The organism is Bradyrhizobium sp. 27S5, assembly GCF_037217225.1.
Taxonomy (GTDB): Bacteria; Pseudomonadota; Alphaproteobacteria; order Rhizobiales; family Xanthobacteraceae; genus Bradyrhizobium; species Bradyrhizobium septentrionale.
Genome location: NZ_CP147715.1, coordinates 21449 through 38691, shown reverse-complemented (window position 1 = coordinate 38691; position 17243 = coordinate 21449). Strand labels below are relative to the sequence as shown.

Annotated in this window: 17 protein-coding genes and 2 pseudogenes; 10 read left to right on the top strand and 9 right to left on the bottom strand. The window is 63.7% G+C overall.

What is annotated here, in order from left to right:
• Positions 1–108: 108 nt before the first annotated feature.
• The 3 genes and pseudogenes from WDM24_RS43105 to WDM24_RS43095 all read right to left on the bottom strand — a co-directional run bounded on the left by WDM24_RS43105 (position 109) and on the right by WDM24_RS43095 (position 3286).
• A pseudogene (locus WDM24_RS43105) lies at positions 109–1380 on the bottom strand (IS256 family transposase).
• Between the two features lie 231 nt (positions 1381–1611).
• The gene (gene scpB, locus WDM24_RS43100; protein ID WP_166107266.1) at positions 1612–2298 is read right to left on the bottom strand and encodes an SMC-Scp complex subunit ScpB; all 687 of its coding nucleotides are present in this window, start codon (positions 2296–2298) and stop codon (positions 1612–1614) included.
• A gap of 1 nt (position 2299) precedes the next feature.
• Positions 2300–3286 carry a DUF1403 family protein gene (locus WDM24_RS43095; RefSeq protein ID WP_338832635.1) on the bottom strand — a complete coding sequence of 329 codons (987 nt, stop codon included), beginning with the start codon at positions 3284–3286 and terminating at the stop codon, positions 2300–2302.
• 83 nt (positions 3287–3369) lie between these two features.
• Between WDM24_RS43095 and WDM24_RS43090 the strand changes: the two genes are divergently transcribed.
• Positions 3370–4512 (top strand): tyrosine-type recombinase/integrase, encoded by a 1143-nt coding sequence (locus WDM24_RS43090; protein WP_338832634.1) that lies wholly within the window; start codon positions 3370–3372, stop codon positions 4510–4512.
• A gap of 16 nt (positions 4513–4528) precedes the next feature.
• Here the strand turns inward: WDM24_RS43090 and WDM24_RS43085 are convergent.
• The 3 genes and pseudogenes from WDM24_RS43085 to WDM24_RS43075 form a co-directional block, all read right to left on the bottom strand.
• Positions 4529–4687, bottom strand: a pseudogene (locus WDM24_RS43085) (IS630 family transposase); the annotation flags it as partial.
• A 158-nt stretch (positions 4688–4845) separates the two neighbouring features.
• Positions 4846–5172, bottom strand: a complete 327-nt coding sequence (locus tag WDM24_RS43080; protein WP_130230294.1) for a type II toxin-antitoxin system PemK/MazF family toxin — start codon at positions 5170–5172, stop codon at positions 4846–4848.
• Positions 5169–5393, bottom strand: a complete 225-nt coding sequence (locus WDM24_RS43075) for an antitoxin MazE-like protein (protein WP_028152591.1) — start codon at positions 5391–5393, stop codon at positions 5169–5171. Before WDM24_RS43075 ends, WDM24_RS43080 begins: the two co-directional genes overlap by 4 nt.
• Before the next feature lie 206 nt (positions 5394–5599).
• Here WDM24_RS43075 and WDM24_RS43070 point away from each other — a divergent pair, with 206 nt between their 5' ends.
• Positions 5600–5845 (top strand): type II toxin-antitoxin system VapB family antitoxin, encoded by a 246-nt coding sequence (locus tag WDM24_RS43070; protein WP_166107259.1) that lies wholly within the window; start codon positions 5600–5602, stop codon positions 5843–5845.
• Complete coding sequence (locus WDM24_RS43065) at positions 5845–6276, top strand: type II toxin-antitoxin system VapC family toxin (RefSeq protein WP_166107257.1); 432 nt, start codon at positions 5845–5847, stop codon at positions 6274–6276. Before WDM24_RS43070 ends, WDM24_RS43065 begins: the two co-directional genes overlap by 1 nt.
• Positions 6277–6309: 33 nt before the next feature.
• Here WDM24_RS43065 and repC read toward each other — a convergent pair whose 3' ends face one another.
• The 3 genes from repC to repA form a co-directional block, all read right to left on the bottom strand.
• Positions 6310–7629 (bottom strand): plasmid replication protein RepC, encoded by a 1320-nt coding sequence (repC, locus tag WDM24_RS43060; RefSeq protein ID WP_338832633.1) that lies wholly within the window; start codon positions 7627–7629, stop codon positions 6310–6312.
• A gap of 263 nt (positions 7630–7892) precedes the next feature.
• Positions 7893–8912 (bottom strand): plasmid partitioning protein RepB, encoded by a 1020-nt coding sequence (gene repB / locus WDM24_RS43055; protein ID WP_338832632.1) that lies wholly within the window; start codon positions 8910–8912, stop codon positions 7893–7895.
• On the bottom strand, positions 8909–10135 hold the full coding sequence (gene repA, locus WDM24_RS43050; protein WP_224925058.1) for a plasmid partitioning protein RepA: 1227 nt from the start codon (positions 10133–10135) through the stop codon (positions 8909–8911). Before repA ends, repB begins: the two co-directional genes overlap by 4 nt.
• A gap of 395 nt (positions 10136–10530) precedes the next feature.
• Between repA and WDM24_RS43045 the strand changes: the two genes are divergently transcribed.
• Genes WDM24_RS43045 through trbL form a run of 7 tightly spaced genes read left to right on the top strand, consistent with a single transcriptional unit; the run spans position 10531 to position 17242 of the window.
• Positions 10531–11172, top strand: a complete 642-nt coding sequence (locus tag WDM24_RS43045) for an acyl-homoserine-lactone synthase (RefSeq protein WP_224925057.1) — start codon at positions 10531–10533, stop codon at positions 11170–11172.
• Entirely contained in the window at positions 11169–12137 is a 969-nt protein-coding gene (gene trbB / locus WDM24_RS43040; protein ID WP_166107253.1) for a P-type conjugative transfer ATPase TrbB, read from the top strand. The genes WDM24_RS43045 and trbB overlap by 4 nt, the downstream gene beginning before the upstream one ends.
• Entirely contained in the window at positions 12127–12516 is a 390-nt protein-coding gene (locus WDM24_RS43035; RefSeq protein ID WP_338832631.1) for a TrbC/VirB2 family protein, read from the top strand. The genes trbB and WDM24_RS43035 overlap by 11 nt, the downstream gene beginning before the upstream one ends.
• Entirely contained in the window at positions 12509–12808 is a 300-nt protein-coding gene (locus WDM24_RS43030; protein WP_166107251.1) for a conjugal transfer protein TrbD, read from the top strand. Before WDM24_RS43035 ends, WDM24_RS43030 begins: the two co-directional genes overlap by 8 nt.
• Positions 12809–12817: 9 nt before the next feature.
• Positions 12818–15271: a conjugal transfer protein TrbE gene (locus tag WDM24_RS43025; RefSeq protein WP_338832630.1), complete on the top strand. Its 2454-nt coding sequence runs from the start codon at positions 12818–12820 to the stop codon at positions 15269–15271.
• Positions 15243–16061 carry a P-type conjugative transfer protein TrbJ gene (trbJ, locus tag WDM24_RS43020; protein ID WP_338825397.1) on the top strand — a complete coding sequence of 273 codons (819 nt, stop codon included), beginning with the start codon at positions 15243–15245 and terminating at the stop codon, positions 16059–16061. Before WDM24_RS43025 ends, trbJ begins: the two co-directional genes overlap by 29 nt.
• Positions 16055–17242, top strand: a complete 1188-nt coding sequence (gene trbL, locus WDM24_RS43015) for a P-type conjugative transfer protein TrbL (protein ID WP_224925056.1) — start codon at positions 16055–16057, stop codon at positions 17240–17242. The genes trbJ and trbL overlap by 7 nt, the downstream gene beginning before the upstream one ends.
• The last annotated feature ends 1 nt before the right edge of the window (position 17243 follow it).

The following is a 17243-nucleotide window of genomic DNA, read 5'->3' as shown; positions in this document are numbered from 1 at the left end:
TCGCTGCTGACGAGAAAGCGAGTGAGCCAGTCAGGCGCCCCCCGAGCGCGCCCCCAAGGGCAAACCCACCGGGAAATGAGCTATGCGGGATTTTGGGTGACGAGGCGATCAGGCGGCGTGGTTTGCCGGCATGCGGATGACCTCGATGCCGTCGTTGAATCTGACACCTGCAATCACCTTGGGCAACTGATTTGTGCCTTTGAGCCGCCGCCAGGTTTTTGATGCGGCGATGACCAGCTTGAACACCATTAGCCTGGCGGTCGTTGACGACAGCGATCCTTTCGTGCGCACGGTTCTGTGCCGCACGGTCGCGAACACGCTTTCGATGGGGGTGGTCGTGCGCAAGTGATCCCAATGCTCGGCAGGGAAGTCGTAGAAGGCCAGCAGCGCGTCGCGGTCCTTGGCGAGGCATTCGACCGCCCGGCCGTACTTGGCGCGGTATTTCTCGGCGAAGACGTCGATCGCCGCTTCGGCGGCCGCACCCGGTTCGGCGCCCAATAGACCTCGCGCAGGTCCTTCTTCATGTTGGCCTGGACCGAGAGCGGGACCTTGTCCAGGACGTTGACGGTCTTGTGCACCCAGCAGCGCTGGTGCCGCGTGCCGGGAAAGACCTCGTCAAGAGCCTTCCAGAAGCCGAGCGCGCCGTCACCAACGGCAATTTCCGGGGCGATTTGCAACCCGCGCTGCTTCACGTCGATCAAGAGTTCACGCCAGCTCTGCGCGCTCTCCCGGACGCCGACCTGAAAGCCAATCAGTTCCTTCTTCCCTTCCGGCGTCGCGCCGATCAGCACCAGCATGCATTCGCCGTGGTCTTCCATGCGCGCCTGCAGGAAGACGCCATCGGCCCACACATACACGTAGCGTCGCGCCGACAGATCGCGCTTCTGCCAACGCTCGTACTCGCCCTGTCACTCGGCCGTCAGCCGGGAGATGACCGCCGGCGACAAGTTCGGCGCGTCCTTGCCCAGCAGGGCCGTCAACGCCTCCTGGAAATCGCCGGTCGAGATGCCGCGCAGATACAGCACCGGCAACAGCGCATCCAGGCTCCGGGTGCGCCGCGCCCACAGCGGCAGGATCGCCGAGCTGAACCGGATCCGCTCGCTATCGCCGGCCGCCCCGCGGTCCCGAATCTTTGCCCGCGCGACCTCGACCGGTCCGATGCCGGTCGCAATCGTTCGCGCCGGGCCGTAACCATGTCGCACGACACGGGCGCGCCCGTCGCGCCAGCTTCAAATCCTTCACCGTGGCAAGAAACGTCTCGACTTCGATCTCCACGGCCTGCGCCAGAAGCTCCCGAGCACCAGCTCGCAGAATATTGGTCAGTGGATCGTCGATATCGTCGGGCTGACGAAGGGCAACAATATTGCTAGTCTCGTTCATGGCGTATCGCTCTCCTTGAGAGGTTCTGGCAGGCTCGACACCCGCCTCGATACGCCGCCTATCTCATTCCGTCATCACCCACTTTCCCGCATAGCTCCCGGGAAATATCTCGTCAAGGCATGTAAGGAGCGCCGGCTCGCGTAGTTGCTGCGCATGAAGCGCAAGGAGATCACAGAAAACGAGGCGACTGCTCGTCGGTCAGTGCATTGTCGGAGACTCCTCGGCAGCAATTCAAGTCACATGGTCGTCTTCGTCTCGGTCCGCCTCGAGTTGGTCGGCCTCGTCCGACGCCAGCACAGGAAACTCCCCCGCCAGCATTTTGTCCTTGCTGAGCAGGCCGGCCTCCTCGAGCATTTCCATGTCCGGAAGATCGCGCAGCGTCTCCAGGCTGAAGTGCGACAGGAACGCCTTGGTCGTCACGTAGGTGTAGGGTGCGCCGAGCTGCGGGCTGCGCGGCCCGGCTGCGACGAACTCCAGTCCGCGCAGACGGGCGATGGTATCGCGGCTGACCTCTTTGCCGAAGAAGGATGACAATTCGCTGCGATTGATCGGCTGATAATAGGCGATGCAGGCAAGGATCAGTGCTTCGGTCTGCGACAACGCCTTGTGGTCGCCGGCAGCGCCGATCGCAGCCCGGATCGCCTCGGCGAAGTTTTTCCGGGTCCGGTGCTGCCAGCCGCCGGCGACGGATACGAGCTCGTAAGGCCGGCCGCGCAATTCGTCGCGAATGTCATCGATCAGCAGGTCGATGCTGCAGTCGCGACCGACAACGCGCGCGAGGGCCTCGCGCGTCACCGGTCCGGGCGAGGCGAAGATCACCGCTTCGACCCGGCCCATCCATTCGCGCCAGCGCAGCTCCGGCGGCAGGTCGGCCAGCTCGGTGTCGAGATCCGCTTTTGGCCGCGCGCGCCGGCCCATGTCAGAGCCCGTACAATCGGAAGGTCGGCCGGCCGGTGAGCTCGCGCACCGCGCCGAGCGAGACCAGTCGCTCGAACAGCCGCCGTGTGCTGCGGTCGCTCGCCGTCTTGCCGGGGCCGGCGGACTGGGCGTCTTCCACCATCAGGATCCCGACCATGATGTCGGCATCCTTGCCACGCAACTTCGGCGCGACCGCGAGCAGGCGTGTCGCCCGCCGTGCGAGATCACTGTAGAGGTCGATCGCTGCCACGGCCGCCGTCGCGTAGGCCGCACAGAGTGCGTTCATGAAGACAGTCTCCCCTTCGAGGTGCTGCTGCGCCTTGCGCAGCGCACCGCGCGATAGATGCACCGCGAGCAGCGGCACCGGTGCCGGCCAGCGCAGCTGGTGGGCGAGGACGGCGTCGGCCAGCCACAGCGGCACCAATTCTTCGTTCGGCAGGACGCGGCCACTCGCGGCGATGATCTCCGCGGCGGCCAGCACCGGCATGGCGTGCTGCCGCTGCGTGTGCCGGCTTGCAAGTTCGACGATCTCGCTCGGCAGCGAGCCGAGCGGATGGCCGAGCGCGGTCGCAAGGGCAAAGATCCATCCCTCCACGTCGCTGGAGGAGGCGCGTTCGCCGAGCTTGCGCCAGGCGGCGAGAATACGCCCGCCCGGTCCGGGGTCGTCGGCGTCGCGGCGCAAGTACCAGTGGTCGCGCAGCGCCGCCTCGTCCTCCGTCCGCCCGCCCTGACGCGCGAGCGCGGCCGCGCAAGTGAGCGCGAGACGTTGGCGCCAAAGACTGCCGAGCGGGTGATCGTCACGGGCGATCGGATGCAGCGCCGCCAGCGCCGCGCCGGCATAAAACACCGCTTCCGTGACGAAGTCGGGCGGTGCGCGACGACGCAACCAGGCCGGCGCGGGGGCGAAGGTCGGCGGCGGGTCGGGGACGATTCGGCGACGCGCGAGCATGCGAAAGGGTAAGCCTGCGCGGCGCTTTTTGCTATCCATTTTACATGAAACCGCCGGGCCTGTCAGTGGATAACAACGACCGATAATGTTGCCTTATCGATCGTTTTGTTCTTATAGAGGGCATGCCCGATATCGCCGTCCCGAACGCCGAAAACCACCCTGCAGAAGGCTCCGCACCGCCGGAAAGCCCGGCCACCGACGCTGCTCTGTCTGCGGCGGAGGCGTCGACTGAGACCCGCGGCGGCCTCCCCGCCCCGCTTCCGGCCGCGCAACCCCTGCCGACGCATCTTGCGCGCCTCGCCGAGCGCGCACGCGACTATGTCGACGCCGCGAGCTCGGCCAACACCCGCCGGGCCTATGCGTCAGACTGGAAACATTTTGCCGCCTGGTGCCGGCGCCAGGGCCTCGAGGTCTTTCCGCCCGCCCCACAGACGGTCGGGCTCTACATCACCGCCTGCGCCTCCGGCGCCGCGACCGCCGACCGCAAGCCGAATTCGGTGTCCACGATCGAGCGCCGCCTCTCGGCCCTGACCTGGACCTACGCGCAGCGCGGCACGCCGCTCGACCGCAAGGACCGTCACATCGCCACCGTCCTGGCCGGCATTCGCAACATCCACGCCGCCCCGCCCCGACAGAAGGAAGCCGTTTTGCCGGAGGACGTCATCGCCATGCTCGAGACGCTCGATCGCGGCACGCTGCGGGGCTTACGCGATCGCGCCATGCTGCTGCTGGGCTTCGCCGGCGGCCTGCGGCGCTCGGAAATCGTCGGCCTCGACCTCCACCGCGACGACACCGAGGACGGCCGTGGCTGGGTCGAAATCCTCGACCAAGGCCTGATTGTCACCCTGCGCGGCAAGACCGGCTGGCGCGAGATCGAGATCGGCCGCGGCTCGTCGGACTCGACCTGCCCAGTCGTCGCGCTACAGATCTGGCTGAAACTGGCCCGGATCGGCCACGGCCCGCTGTTTCGGCGGGTGCGCGGGCAAGGCAAGGACGTCGGGCCCGATCGCCTGACCGACCAGCAGGTCGCCCGACTGGTCAAACGCGCGGCGCTCGCCGCCGGGGTGCGCGCCGACCTGCCCGAAGGCGAACGAGAGACAAAGTTCGCTGGACATTCGCTGCGCGCCGGCCTCGCCTCCTCGGCCGAGGTCGACGAGCGCTATGTCCAGAAGCAGCTCGGCCACGCGTCCGCCGAGCTGACCCGGCGCTATCAGCGCCGCCGGGATCGGTTCCGCGTCAATCTGACCAAGGCGGCAGGCCTCTGAGGCCGCTCTCCGCTGATTAGAACCGATATGCCCAATCGCGCATTCCGATAAACATGGTGCGCCACGGCTGGTCGATAAGTTTGTTCCACGCGTAGCAACAGTGATCGAGGATGTCGTTGTAGGATTTGAACACGCGGTTCGAAAGCCAGTTGTCACGAAGGAACTGCCAGACGTTCAAAAGCCAGGATCAACTCGACGTGCAGACTCTACACAGTTCGAGAGAACGGTTAGTCGCCGATTCTTTTGGAGCGTGGATTGGCGGCTTGCCAAGGCTCAGTGTCTTCCAGTCGAAGATGATCTTCATCGGGCCTTCCCCTCTTTATTGCTGTCCAATCAGTCGGCGAGCCCGATCATCACGGACAGCATGTTGTTCAGCGCCAGCATATCGGCGCCTGACAGATGGCCTATCACCGGGCCGCATTTGGCCCGCGGATAGGCCAGAACCTTGTCGACCATGACCTGTGAGACGAGTTTGAGACCGTTCGAGGCCGTCGGCTCGATGGTGAGACGATATAGCGGGGCATCGGCGATCGTGCCGGTGAGCAAGACCACGAGCACGCTGTCCGCCGCATTGAGCACATCGGACTGGATGACGACCGCCGGACGGGGCTTCCCGTAGTCGCCCTGTGCCGAAACCGTGACGAGATCCCCTCTCCTCACGATTCAGGCCATTCAGTCGCGGCGGCAATGAAATCCAGCGCCTCAGCTTCCTCGGGCCGGCCGCGCAGCAGCAATCCCTGCCGCCTCGCTTCGGCGGCAAATTCCGGCTTGTGGGGATCAGGCACCCAGATGCGCAGCTGCTTCATGCCGCGATGCTGCTGCTGTTGGCGGTAGCGCTGAAACTTGGTCAGGCCGTCATCGGTATGCTTGGGCCGCGCCATATGAGATCTCCATCAGTTGCGCGCTACTTTACTATAAAGGTTGCGCGCGACCAAACCGTTTGACGCTGGTGACCGCCGATATCGACGAGTTCAGCCGTGTCGACGGCCTGATCGTTGAGAACTGGCTCGACTGAGGCCAAGATATCTCAATCTCCTAGCGTAGATATTTAATTTGCGATATTCAGATATCTCGGAAGGGATATCTGATGCCTCTGTTCATTCGTGATGATGATGTCGACGCCCTTGCGGCGAAGCTGCAGGCGGCCACAAAGTCTAGGACCAAGACCGAGGCTGTGCGGCTCGCGCTCGAGCATGAGCTGCAGCGCGTCCGTGAGAAACAGCCGGCAAGCGAGCGCGCGGCAGCGAGCATTGCCATATCCAGGACAATGGGGCCGGGTGGCGGCTCCTTCGACATGAAAACCTTCACCGACGACATGTGGGGCGACATCTGATGTATATCGATGCCTCCGCGATCGTGGCCATCCTGGGAGAAGAAAATGACGCCGGGGATCTGCTGGCGCGGCTTGATAGCTCCTCGTCCCAGTTACTCGTGTCGCCGCCGACCGTCTATGAGGCGGTGATCAGCCTCGCCCGGAAGAAGGCGGACGAGAATGGCATGAAGGGTAAGCCAGTGCCTGTGCACTTCATCGAAACCTCACAGTCGGCTGTCGCAAAGTTCTTGGAGGATTTCGGCATCAAGGAGATCATGGTTTCAGCCGATATCGGCCGAAAGGCTGTGGATGCCGCCAAATGCTACGGGAAGGTGGTCGGCCACAAGGCGGACCTGAATTTCGGCGACTGCTTCGCCTATGCCGGCGCCAAGGCCTATCACCTGCCCCTGCTCTACAAGGGCAATGATTTCGCCGAAACGGATCTGGCGTAGCGCCGCGGCTTCCGTGGAAGATGAATTCGGCCCTCATCGCGATTTTGGCCTTTGCAGGTTTTTCAGCAGCGCTTCCGACACGCGGAGGCTTGGCGCGGTGCCAACCGAACGTTCAGATCGAGGTCCGCCGGCATTCCCCGCGGTCCTCTGCGCATCGAGTTTCGCCCGCAGCAGCGCCATGACCATCGGCCAGGTCGAGAATTTACCGTCCCTCGCCCTGTCGGTCAGGCTGCGGAGATACCCTCCGGCGCTGTTGATCTGATCCGCCCGCTGGTAGATCGCGGCCAGCGTGATCGCCGCATGCTGTTCACCCATGGCCTCACGTGCTTCGCGCCAGGCGCTGGGACTGATCCCCAGTAGCGGCCGAGCAATCTCCGCCGCCGCCAGGAAGTCACGCCAGTGGCGGATTTCGCCGCCTCGTGCCAATTCCAGCAGATTCGGACAGGCATCGAGCACGATTCCCAAGGGCAGCTCACGTTTCGGCAAGCTCCGAACGTTGTCGGTTTCCTCGACGGTGCTGCTCGCTTCAACCTGTTTTGGAAGGCTATATTCAGATTCAAAATTAGGGTCTGGATTTGAATTCTGTATGTGACGACCAGAATGGGACTCATTGGCGTCCGGATTCTGTGATTTCGTGAATGTTTCCAGCTCCGCCCGTATGACCGCATAGAGCGCATGCAAATCCATGCAGACGTCATCTAGAAGCTGCCTGGGCGCCGATCGTGGTAGCCGACCGATAATCGTCTGGTAGTTTTGCTGAACCCTACCCCAGTTGCCTGGCACCCCCTCCTCAATGCCGGCCTCAATCAGCTTGACGATGTCCCGGCGCAGCAGTGTGAGGCGTTCCTTTGCAACACGGAACGCCTTCTTCTCGGCCCCAACAGCCTCCGCTAGGTCCTTGAACTCCTCAGCCCGTGCCACGATCGGCGAGAGGTCGAAGCCATAGGCCTGCTCGATCTCCCCGCCCCGGCCCTTCCGGGCGAAGCGCTTGCCGTTCGGGCTGTCGCGCCGGACGACTAAACCGCAGTCGACCAGCACAGCGATGTGACGCCGCAGCGTCGTCGCCGGCATGCCGTTGGCCCGCGCCATGAGCTGAACGTTTGAGGGCCAAACCACGATCTCGGCATCCCCCGTGAGCGCCGTCTCCGGATGAAAGGTCAGGAGCGCGTTGAGAATCGTGAGCGATCGATCCGTCGCGCCTAGAAGTTCCCTCGCCTCCCGGATGTTCTGGAAGACCTGCCACTTGTGCACGATCGCTTCGGGCTTCGCAGTCCGTGCAGCCATCTGATTTGAGATTTGGCCGAGCGTCATCGGCCGCCGCCCGAAGGGCGTCGTTGTAATGTGCGTCTGCATTTTTCTTCACCTATCGCTAGGCAAAAGAAATCTGCTCGCCGAAACAGCGCTTATTCCCTCGCGGGACTCTTGACTGCGATTCGGGGAAGTGCGATTCTCAACACTGCTAGGTAGACGAGAAGGGCTTCCGGAATTCGTTTCGGGGGCCTTTTTCTTTTGCGGTTACGTCCTTTCCTTCGTTGCACACAGTGGCAAGGGCGACTTTCTTGTCGCCTGCAAGGCCAAAACCTTGGCAGCTGCCAAGGTTTTGGCCCCGGCCTCATTCACCGCGCTTGCGCGATGAATCGTTCGACGAGATCTGGTAACTCCTGACGAAGAAAGGTCGCAAACGCCGCTCCTTGCTCATTTTGCACCTGAATCCTCACGCCGGAGCGCCCGAAAGTGGCCTTGCCAATCACCGGACCGTTCGTCGCTTGGAGTGAGATCTCGGCGGTTGCCTCCCCATCATCCACCTTGCTTGAAGCCGCGGCGAGCGCGCTCTGAAAGCGTTCGTCGGACGACGAAACCTTGGCAGCTGCCAAGGTTTCTCTTATCCGATCCCCCGCTGCGGCATCGCTCTTGACCAACGACGCCAGCAAGGTCCATCGCGGTCGACCCGTCTTCGGAGCCCGGCCGATCGACCGGATCACGTCGTCCGGAACGACCTGAACGACCGTTCGAAACTTCGTCATTTCAGCATCATCAGCTTTGACCGCAGCCTTGATGTCCCGCGGCCTGAGCCCTTGCGCATCCATCTGAGCGGCAAATAACGCGCGCTCAATCCAGCTGAGGTCTTGGCGCTCCGAATTCTCAATGCCCTGGACCAATGCCAATTCGTGATCACTCAGGTCGGCCACCAGTGCGCGGATCGGCATCCCAAGCTCGCGGGCCGCCCGCAGACGCCGGCGTCCGTAAACGACCTGGTAGCGACCGGGATTCGACGGATGATTACGGACAAGGATTGGAACTTTCTGTCCTTGCTCGCTAAAGGACGCCTTGAAAGCTCTGAAATCCGCATCGCCGTCGTCGGGCAAACGGTCGATAAACGGGGAGGGGTCAATTGTGTCCGGCGCCAGCTTTTGGTCGCCGCCCTTCGCAACAAGCGCCTGTAGGCGATCGCGCTCCTCGCGCATCTCCTGGAGCGTGCGCTGGGTCGCGCCGATGATACCCGCACCAACCCTGCCGAGCGGACGTGGTGGCTCGCCATGTCCGGATGCGGGCGGCGAATCTCGTTCTTCGGCCGCGTTCGCGGACAACGCGCCGAAGCTAGCGATGATCGACTTGCCTCCCGGCTTCTTAGTCATGGCCGTCCCCAACTTTGCTTGATCAGATCGAGAATCCTATCGTTCACAGCGTCCATGGAATCTTTGGCGCGCCGGAACGTATCGCGCCCGATATTGCCAGACTCGAGTTCGTACAGCGTTCGCTTGGCGAGCCCTGCGCTCTCAACTGCAGTGCTTTCAACCGCGGTTGGCGCTAGGACATCATCGGCAAACAGATGCCGCAACAATGAGACGACCTGCGCCTGCGCCTGGTCGTTCGGATCGTGGCGAGTGATGAGGTAGTGCAGAAAGTCCTGCTGAAGCCGTCCGCCGGCGTCGCGAATAGTCCCGATGAGGCCTTCCATCATCAACAGGAACTGGCTCATCGACATGACGTCGAGCATGGCTGGATGAACGGTAACGATCATGCCAGTCGAGGCGTAGATGGCGCCGAGTGTGAGGAAGCCTAGGGATGGCGGCGTATCAAGCACGACGACGTCGTAGGCGTCTTCCACCTCCGCGATCGCCAGACGCAGCCGCTCGAAGAAGATTTCATCCTTTGGTGCTGACCTCGTTGCGAGCACACGCGGTGTTTCGTGCTCGTATTCCATGACTTCGATATTGCCCGGAACAAGATCAATGCCGGGGAAGTAGGTCTTGCGCACGATATCGGCCATCGGCCGGCGCTCCGGCCCATAGCGTAGCGTCGCGTAAATCGTCTCATTCTCGCCGACGTCAACCTCCGGCTGCGCACCGAACATTGCCGAAAGCGAAGCTTGCGGATCGAGATCAATCGCCAGAACGCGGTAGCCATTCAGCGCTAGGTAGTGGGCGAGGTGCGCAGCCGTCGTCGTCTTCGCACTGCCGCCTTTGAAGTTGACGACGCCGATAATCTGCAGGTGGTCGCCATCACGCCGATGGGGGAGAAAGCGGAGCGCTTCTAACGGTCTCTGCTCCGCAAGCAGACGCCTGAGTTCGTTGACCTGGTCGAGCGTGTAAACGCGATAATTGTTGTCGAGGCGTGTGGGCAGCGGCCCCTTGCCCTCCGACGACAGGGTGCGTAGCAACGCACGCAGCGTCGCTTCGGAGAGCGAGATCAGCTTCGAGACTTCATGCGTCATAAACCGCCGGAGGGTCTTTTGCGCCTCGGGCGGGTACATTTTCTCGCGAATCGACTGAAGCTGACCCGACAGCAACGCGGCGTGCCGTATGATCTTGTCTTCGGGTGCTTCAGGACTCGCAGCAATCGCACTTTGCCTTTGCATTCGAACTTGAACCCTCTTTTCGGGTTATAGCCCGCAAATCGCCATCAACCCGATTTGAGGATGGACATGATTTTGCGATTCCGTCCAGCCAATTAAAGTTAACGAGGCGTTAACCCTCGTGCCAGAGTTGCGCCTCTCAGCTGGGCTAGTCTCGTGAATCATCAAACGAATTCAATGCCATGCCGGCGCGCGGCCGTTTATAAACTCCAGCCGAGACACTCATACTTTTATTAGGGTTCAAAGCCCAAATTTCCGCGTTGCGAGACCGTTTTCGGGGCCATTTTGCCCCGACTCACCCCCGCAGGCGCGAATCGCACTCATAATTTCATTAGTCGCGCCGCCCTGACGATGATGGCCTTTAGGCCTCCGAACTCGAGAGATTCGGAGCAATACGCATGCGGGCAATCGCCGTCCCACCCAAAACATACAGTAACTCGGCCGTCCTGCTCGATTCGATGCATAGATTTCGCGCCCGCGCCTTCCGCGAGCGTATGAACTGGGAGGTCGAGGTTCGGGACGGCCGAGAAGCCTACCAGATCGACAATTGCCGGCCGACCTACATCCTGACTTTATCCGATCGGAGCGAGGTCACGGGCTGCGCCCGATTGCTGCCGGCGACCGGACCGAACGTGCTGTCGGTGCCCCTTCCTGAACTCATAGCGTCGGGACTGTTCAAGCCCCACGCCGCCATGATCGAAAGCTCGCGGTTCTGCGTCGACACTTCGATCGAGACGGGGAGGGCAGGGAAGGCGCTCCATGACGCCACCTGGACGATGTTCGCCGCGATCATCGAATGGTCGCTAGCGAACGGCTACCGCGAACTGGACACGGAAACCGACGTTCGCATCGAGCGGATCCTGCGCCGCGTGGGCTGGCCGATGGCCCGAATCGGAGCACCCAAGCCGATCGGCAATACCACAGCGGTCGTCGGCCTGCTGCCGACAGACCAGGCAAACTTCGAGCGTGTGCGGCCAGCCTGCTACTGCTCTTCGATCAATCGCTCCCGCAAGCGGCCTGAAGGGAGCCCGTCGCGATGACGCAATTGCGTTCCCATCCGCGCCTGATCCGCAAGCTTCAGGAGGCCCTGGGTGACCAGCTCTGCGTCGCCCTCGATGATGCTTCGGTGGTGGAGATCATGCTCAACCCGGACGGCCGATTGTTCATCGAACGGCTCGGCCACGGCATAGCGGCGACCGGAGAGATGACAGCGGCTGCTGCCGAGATCGTCATCGGGAGCGTGGCGCACGCACTCAATTCCGAAGCCGATGACGAGCAGCCGATCATCTCCGGCGAATTGCCGATTGGCGGCCACAGGTTCGAGGGGTTGCTGCCCCCGATCGTCAAGGCGCCGGCCTTCACGATCCGCCGGCGCGCGTCGCGGCTGATTCCGCTCGACGACTATGTGAAGAGCCGGGTGATGACGGAGCGCCAGGCCGGCATCATTCGTAACGCCGTCGCCTCCCGCCTCAACATCGTCATTTCTGGCGGCACGGGCTCGGGCAAGACGACGCTGGCGAATGCCATCATCGCGGAGATATCCGAAGCGGCCCCCGACGACCGGATTCTGATCCTCGAGGACACCGCCGAGATCCAGTGCCCGGCCGACAACATCGTCGCGTTGCACACCAGCGACACCGTCGACATGGCCCGGCTCCTCAAGAGCACCATGCGCCTGCGGCCCGACCGCATCATCGTCGGCGAGGTTCGCGACGGCGCCGCACTCACGCTGCTGAAGGCCTGGAACACGGGGCATCCCGGTGGCGTCGCCACTGTCCACGCTAACACCGCCGAGTCGGCCCTGCGCCGGCTCGAGCAGCTCACCGCAGAGGTGAGCCAGCAACCGATGCGTGAGGTGATCGGCGAAGCCGTCGACCTCATCGTCTCGATCGAGCGGACCACGAGGGGCCGCGTCCTGCGCGATATCCTCCACGTCGAGGGCTTCGTCAACGGCCGCTACCAGACCGAATCCTATGTCCCAAAGGAGGAAGCCGATGTCGTCTGAACGCCTTGCCGCCCGCATCGTGCTGGGGCTCGCGCTCGGCCTGCTGATCGCTCATCCCGCGCTTGCCTCCTCGGGCGGCAGCCTGCCGTGGGAAAGTCCGCTCGAGCAGATCCAGAAATCCATCACCGGCCCGGTCGCCGGCTTCATCGCGCTCGCGGCCGTGGCGGTGGCCGGCGGCATGCTGATCTTTGGCGGCGAGCTCAACGATTTCGCGCGGCGGCTGATTTACATTGTGCTTGTCGCCGGCATCCTGCTCGGTGCTACGCAGATCGTCGCCCTGTTCGGCTCGACCGGCGCCTCGATCGGCACGGTTGCGACCGCCACAACGGCCGCCCCCGTCTCGCCCGGCAGCCGGGCAGGGGAGGCGGCACATGGCTGAAGCCGGCTCCGCTCTCGCCCGCTCGCGCATTCACCGCGCCCTTTCGCGCCCCAACCTGCTGATGGGCGCCGACCGCGAACTCGTGCTGCTGACGGGGCTTGCGGCCGTCATCCTGATTTTCGTGGTGCTCACCTGGTACGCGGCGCTGTTCGGCATCGCGATCTGGACCTTCACCGTCGGTCTGCTGCGGATGATGGCGAAGGCCGATCCGGCGATGCGGCGCGTCTACATGCGTCATGTCGGCTACCGCCAGCTCTATCGCCCGACCTCATCGCCCTGGCGGCGCTTCTGAGGATCGAGCATGGTTGCGCTGCATTCCTTCCGCCATTCCGGTCCGTCCTTCGCCGATCTCGTGCCTTACGCGGGACTGGTCGACGACGGCATCGTCCTGCTTAAGGACGGATCGTTGATGGCCGGCTGGTATTTCGCCGGGCCGGACTCGGAGAGCTCGACCGACGCCGAGCGCAACGACGTCTCCCGCCAGATCAACGCCATCCTGGCCCGCCTCGGCTCGGGCTGGATGATCCAGGTCGAGGCGCTGCGCATTCCGACCACGGACTATCCCGCCCGCAAGGACGGCCATTTTCCCGACGCGGTCACGCGCGAGATCGACGAGGAGCGGCGCGCGCATTTCGAACGGGAGAGCGGACATTACGAAAGCCGCCACGCCCTGATCCTGAGCTGGCGGCCGCCGGAGCGGCGTAAGTCGGGGCTCGCCAAATACGTCTATTCCGACAAGGACAGCCGCTCGGCGAGTTTTGCCGACACGGCGCTCGGCAATTTCAGGGCCTCGGTCCGCGAGATCGAGCAATATCTGTCGAACCTGCTCTCGATCCAGCGCATGCGGACCCGCACAGTCGAGGAGCGCGGTGGGTCCCGCAGCGCACGCTATGACGAACTCTTTCAGTTCGTGCGCTTCTGCATCACCGGCGAAAACCATCCGGTTCGGCTGCCCGAGGTCCCGATGTACCTCGACTGGCTCGTCACCGCCGAATATCAGCACGGGCTGACGCCGACGGTCGACGGCCGCTATGTCGGCGTGGTGGCGATCGACGGCCTGCCGGCCGAGAGCTGGCCCGGCATCCTGAACATCCTCGACCTGATGCCGCTGACCTACCGCTGGTCATCGCGCTTCATGTTCCTCGACGAGATCGAAGCGCGCGAACGGCTCGAGCGCACCCGGAAGAAATGGCAGCAGAAGGTCCGGCCCTTCTTCGACCAGCTGTTCCAGACCCAGTCGCGTTCGGTCGACCAGGACGCCATGGCCATGGTCGCCGAGACGCAGGACGCAATCGCGGAAGCCGCCTCGCAGCTCGTCGCTTACGGCTACTACACGCCCGTCATCGTGCTGCAGGATCACGATGCCGAACGGCTACGCGAGAAGTGCGAGGGCATTCGCCGGGTCGTCCAGGCCGAGGGTTTTGGCGCCCGCATCGAGACGCTGAACGCCACGGAGGCCTTTCTCGGCTCGTTGCCCGGCAACTGGTATGCGAACGTCCGCGAGCCACTGATCCACACCCGCAACCTCGCCGACCTCCTGCCGCTCAATTCTGTCTGGTCGGGAAGCCCGGTCGCGCCATGCCCGTTCTATCCGGAAAGTTCACCGCCGCTGATGCAGGTCGCATCCGGCTCGACGCCGTTCCGGCTGAACCTTCACACCGACGACGTCGGTCACAGCCTGATCTTCGGTCCGACCGGCTCGGGCAAATCGACCCTGCTGGCGCTGATCGCCGCGCAATTCCGCCGCTACAGGGACGCGCAGATCTTCGCCTTCGACAAGGGCCGGTCGTTGATGCCGCTGACGCTCGCGGCCGGCGGCGATCACTATGAGATCGGCGGCGGGGCCGGGGAGGGGATACAGTTCGCCTTCTGCCCGCTCGCCGAACTTGCGACCGACGCCGACCGCGCCTGGGCGTCGGAATGGATCGAGACACTCGTGGTGCTGCAGGGCGTCAGCGTCACGCCGGATCATCGCAATGCCATCTCGCGCCAGGTCGCCCTCATGGCGGCGGCACCGGGACGGTCGCTCGCCGATTTCGTGTCGGGCGTGCAGATGCGCGAGATCAAGGACGCGTTGCACCACTACACGGTCGACGGCCCGATGGGGCACCTGCTCGACGCCGAGCGCGATGGGCTGACCCTCGGCGGCTTCCAGACTTTCGAGATCGAGGAGCTGATGAACATGGGCGAGCGCAGCCTCGTGCCCGTGCTCACCTATCTGTTCCGGAGGATCGAGAAGCGCCTGATCGGCGCACCCAGCCTTATTCTGCTCGACGAGGCCTGGCTGATGCTGGGCCATCCCGTCTTCCGCGACAAAATTCGCGAATGGCTGAAGGTGCTGCGCAAGGCCAATTGCGCCGTGGTGCTCGCCACCCAGTCGATCTCGGACGCCGAGCGTTCCGGCATCATCGACGTGCTGAAGGAATCCTGCCCGACGAAGATCTGCCTGCCGAACGGCGCGGCGCGCGAACCGGGAACGCGCGAGTTCTATGAACGCCTCGGCTTCAACGAGCGCCAGGTCGAGATCGTCTCCAACGCGATCCCGAAGCGCGAATATTACGTCACCTCTCCCGCCGGCCGGCGTCTGTTCGAGATGGCGCTGGGTCCGGTCGCGCTCGCCTTCGTCGGCGCCTCCGGCCGGGACGATCTCAAACGCATCACGGAACTCAAGACAGCGCACGGCCGCACCTGGCCGGCGTACTGGCTCCAGACCAGGGGGATCGCTCATGCCGAAACGCTACTCGCCCATGACTAGATTGGAATTTTTGCGCGGCGCGGCAGTCGCGGCCATGGCGCTGCCGTTCATGGCGAGATCCGCCGTCGCCGACGGCGGCGCCCTCAGTGGCGGCGCGACCGAGTGGACGCAGATGCTCAACAACAGCGAACTCGTCTCGCTGGTCGGCAAATCGGCCGAGCAGGTGAACAACCAGATCAAGCAGATCACGCAGCTCGCCGAGCAGATTCAGAACCAGTTGAAGATCTATAGTAACATGCTGCAGAACACCGCGCAGTTGCCGAACCACGTCTGGGGGCAGGTCCAGAACGATCTTAACCAGCTCAGGAACGTCGTCAGCCAGGGCCAGGGCGTCGCCTTCTCGATGGGCAATATCGACGATGTGTTGAAGCAACGCTTCCAGAGCTACGCCGACTTCAAGACCAGTCTGCCGAACAACGCCAGCTTCTCGCAGACCTATCAGAACTGGTCCTCGACCAACCGCGACACGATCGGCGGCACGCTGCGCGCCGCCAGCCTCACCGCCGATCAATTCTCGAGCGAGGAGGCGACCATGTCGCAGCTCCGCACGATGTCGGAAGGCGCCGACGGCCAGATGAAGGCGCTGCAGGTCGGCCACCAGATCGCGACACAGCAGGTCGCCCAGATGCAGAAGCTGCGCGGGCTAGTCTCGCAACAGATGACGATGATGGCGACCTGGTATCAGTCGGAGCAGGCCGAGAAGGATCTCTCCCAGGCGCGCCGGCAGGAGTTCTTCAAATCGACGGCGCCGTCGATGTCGGGCGGGCAGGAGATGCGTCCGCGATGGTGACGGCCTCCTTTCTCACCCGTCCTTCGACGGTGCTTGCCATTGTTGTCACAGCGGCCGTCTTTCTTCGCACCGTCGGTCCGGCAATCGCCGCCGCGGATGGGGGCGTGCTGACGACGGTCGAGAACCAGGTGGTCACGGCCGCGAAGGGGTGGGAATCGACCGTCACAAACGCCGCAAAATCGCTGTTCTGGATCCTCGCCGGCATCGAGGTCGGCATCGCCGCGGTCTGGCTCGCCATCCAGGCCGCGACGATCGAAGCCTGGTTCGCCGAGCTCGTGCGCCGGATCATGTTCATCGGCTTCTTCGCCTTCGTCCTGGCGGAGGGGCCGAGTTTCGCCAAAGCCGTGGTCGACAGCCTGTTCCAGATCGGCGGCGGCAGCGGCTCGGCTTCACCGGCGAACGTCTTCAATGCCGGCCTGACGGTCGCCTCCGCCATGTCGCAGAAGATTTCCTTCGGCGTGTTTCAGGACAACGCACTGGCGCTCTCGGCCTCGCTCGCCATGATCGTCAGCGTCATCGCCTTTTCGCTCGTCGCGGCGATCTTCCTTGCCGTGCTCGTCGAGATGTATGTCGGCCTTCTCGCCGGCATGATCATGCTCGGCCTCGGCGGATCGTCCTTCACCAAGGACTTTGCGATCCGCTACCTCGTCTACGCCTTCTCAGTCGGCATGAAGCTCATGTCGCTCGTCATGATCGCCAAGATCGGTTCCGACGTACTGATCGGCCTCGCCCAGGATACGTCGGTCGGCGACCAGTACCAGACCGCGCTCGCCATCGCCGGCATCGCGGTCGTCGTCTTCATCCTCGCGATGTACGTGCCGTCCATCGTCCAGGGCGTGGTTCAAGGCGCCTCGGTCAGCAGCGGCATGGAAGTGATCCGGCACGGCGCGCAGGCTGCGAGTTTCGCGGCCGGAGGCGCTGCCCTCGCGATGGGCGGGGCCAACGCCGGCGCAGCGGCCTTCTCGGCGGCGCGCGCGAGCGGCTCATCGGTCGGCGGCGCCGCCCTTGCCGGGCTTCGTGGCGCGGCCTCGGCCGGAGGCGCGCTCGCCTCGGCCGCCCGCGACAAGGCGATCGGTGCGCCCGGCGCCTATGCCGGATCTCTGCTCGGGCTCGCCAACGCCAAGCTTGAGAAGAGCGGCGGCGGATCGCCGCCCCCTCCGCCCCAAAAACACGAGAAATGAC

Bases quoted from the DNA above. Each gene is read 5' to 3' on its own strand.
- scpB (WP_166107266.1), bottom strand. From the start codon at position 2,298: ATGGGCCGGCGCGCGCGGCCAAAAGCGGATCTCGACACCGAGCTGGCC.
- WDM24_RS43095 (WP_338832635.1), bottom strand. From the start codon at position 3,286: ATGGATAGCAAAAAGCGCCGCGCAGGCTTACCCTTTCGCATGCTCGCG.
- WDM24_RS43090 (WP_338832634.1), top strand. From the start codon at position 3,370: ATGCCCGATATCGCCGTCCCGAACGCCGAAAACCACCCTGCAGAAGGC.
- WDM24_RS43075 (WP_028152591.1), bottom strand. From the start codon at position 5,393: ATGGCGCGGCCCAAGCATACCGATGACGGCCTGACCAAGTTTCAGCGC.
- WDM24_RS43070 (WP_166107259.1), top strand. From the start codon at position 5,600: ATGCCTCTGTTCATTCGTGATGATGATGTCGACGCCCTTGCGGCGAAG.
- WDM24_RS43065 (WP_166107257.1), top strand. From the start codon at position 5,845: ATGTATATCGATGCCTCCGCGATCGTGGCCATCCTGGGAGAAGAAAAT.
- repC (WP_338832633.1), bottom strand. From the start codon at position 7,629: ATGCAGACGCACATTACAACGACGCCCTTCGGGCGGCGGCCGATGACG.
- repB (WP_338832632.1), bottom strand. From the start codon at position 8,912: ATGACTAAGAAGCCGGGAGGCAAGTCGATCATCGCTAGCTTCGGCGCG.
- repA (WP_224925058.1), bottom strand. From the start codon at position 10,135: ATGCAAAGGCAAAGTGCGATTGCTGCGAGTCCTGAAGCACCCGAAGAC.
- WDM24_RS43045 (WP_224925057.1), top strand. From the start codon at position 10,531: ATGCGGGCAATCGCCGTCCCACCCAAAACATACAGTAACTCGGCCGTC.
- trbB (WP_166107253.1), top strand. From the start codon at position 11,169: ATGACGCAATTGCGTTCCCATCCGCGCCTGATCCGCAAGCTTCAGGAG.
- WDM24_RS43035 (WP_338832631.1), top strand. From the start codon at position 12,127: ATGTCGTCTGAACGCCTTGCCGCCCGCATCGTGCTGGGGCTCGCGCTC.
- WDM24_RS43030 (WP_166107251.1), top strand. From the start codon at position 12,509: ATGGCTGAAGCCGGCTCCGCTCTCGCCCGCTCGCGCATTCACCGCGCC.
- WDM24_RS43025 (WP_338832630.1), top strand. From the start codon at position 12,818: ATGGTTGCGCTGCATTCCTTCCGCCATTCCGGTCCGTCCTTCGCCGAT.
- trbJ (WP_338825397.1), top strand. From the start codon at position 15,243: ATGCCGAAACGCTACTCGCCCATGACTAGATTGGAATTTTTGCGCGGC.
- trbL (WP_224925056.1), top strand. From the start codon at position 16,055: ATGGTGACGGCCTCCTTTCTCACCCGTCCTTCGACGGTGCTTGCCATT.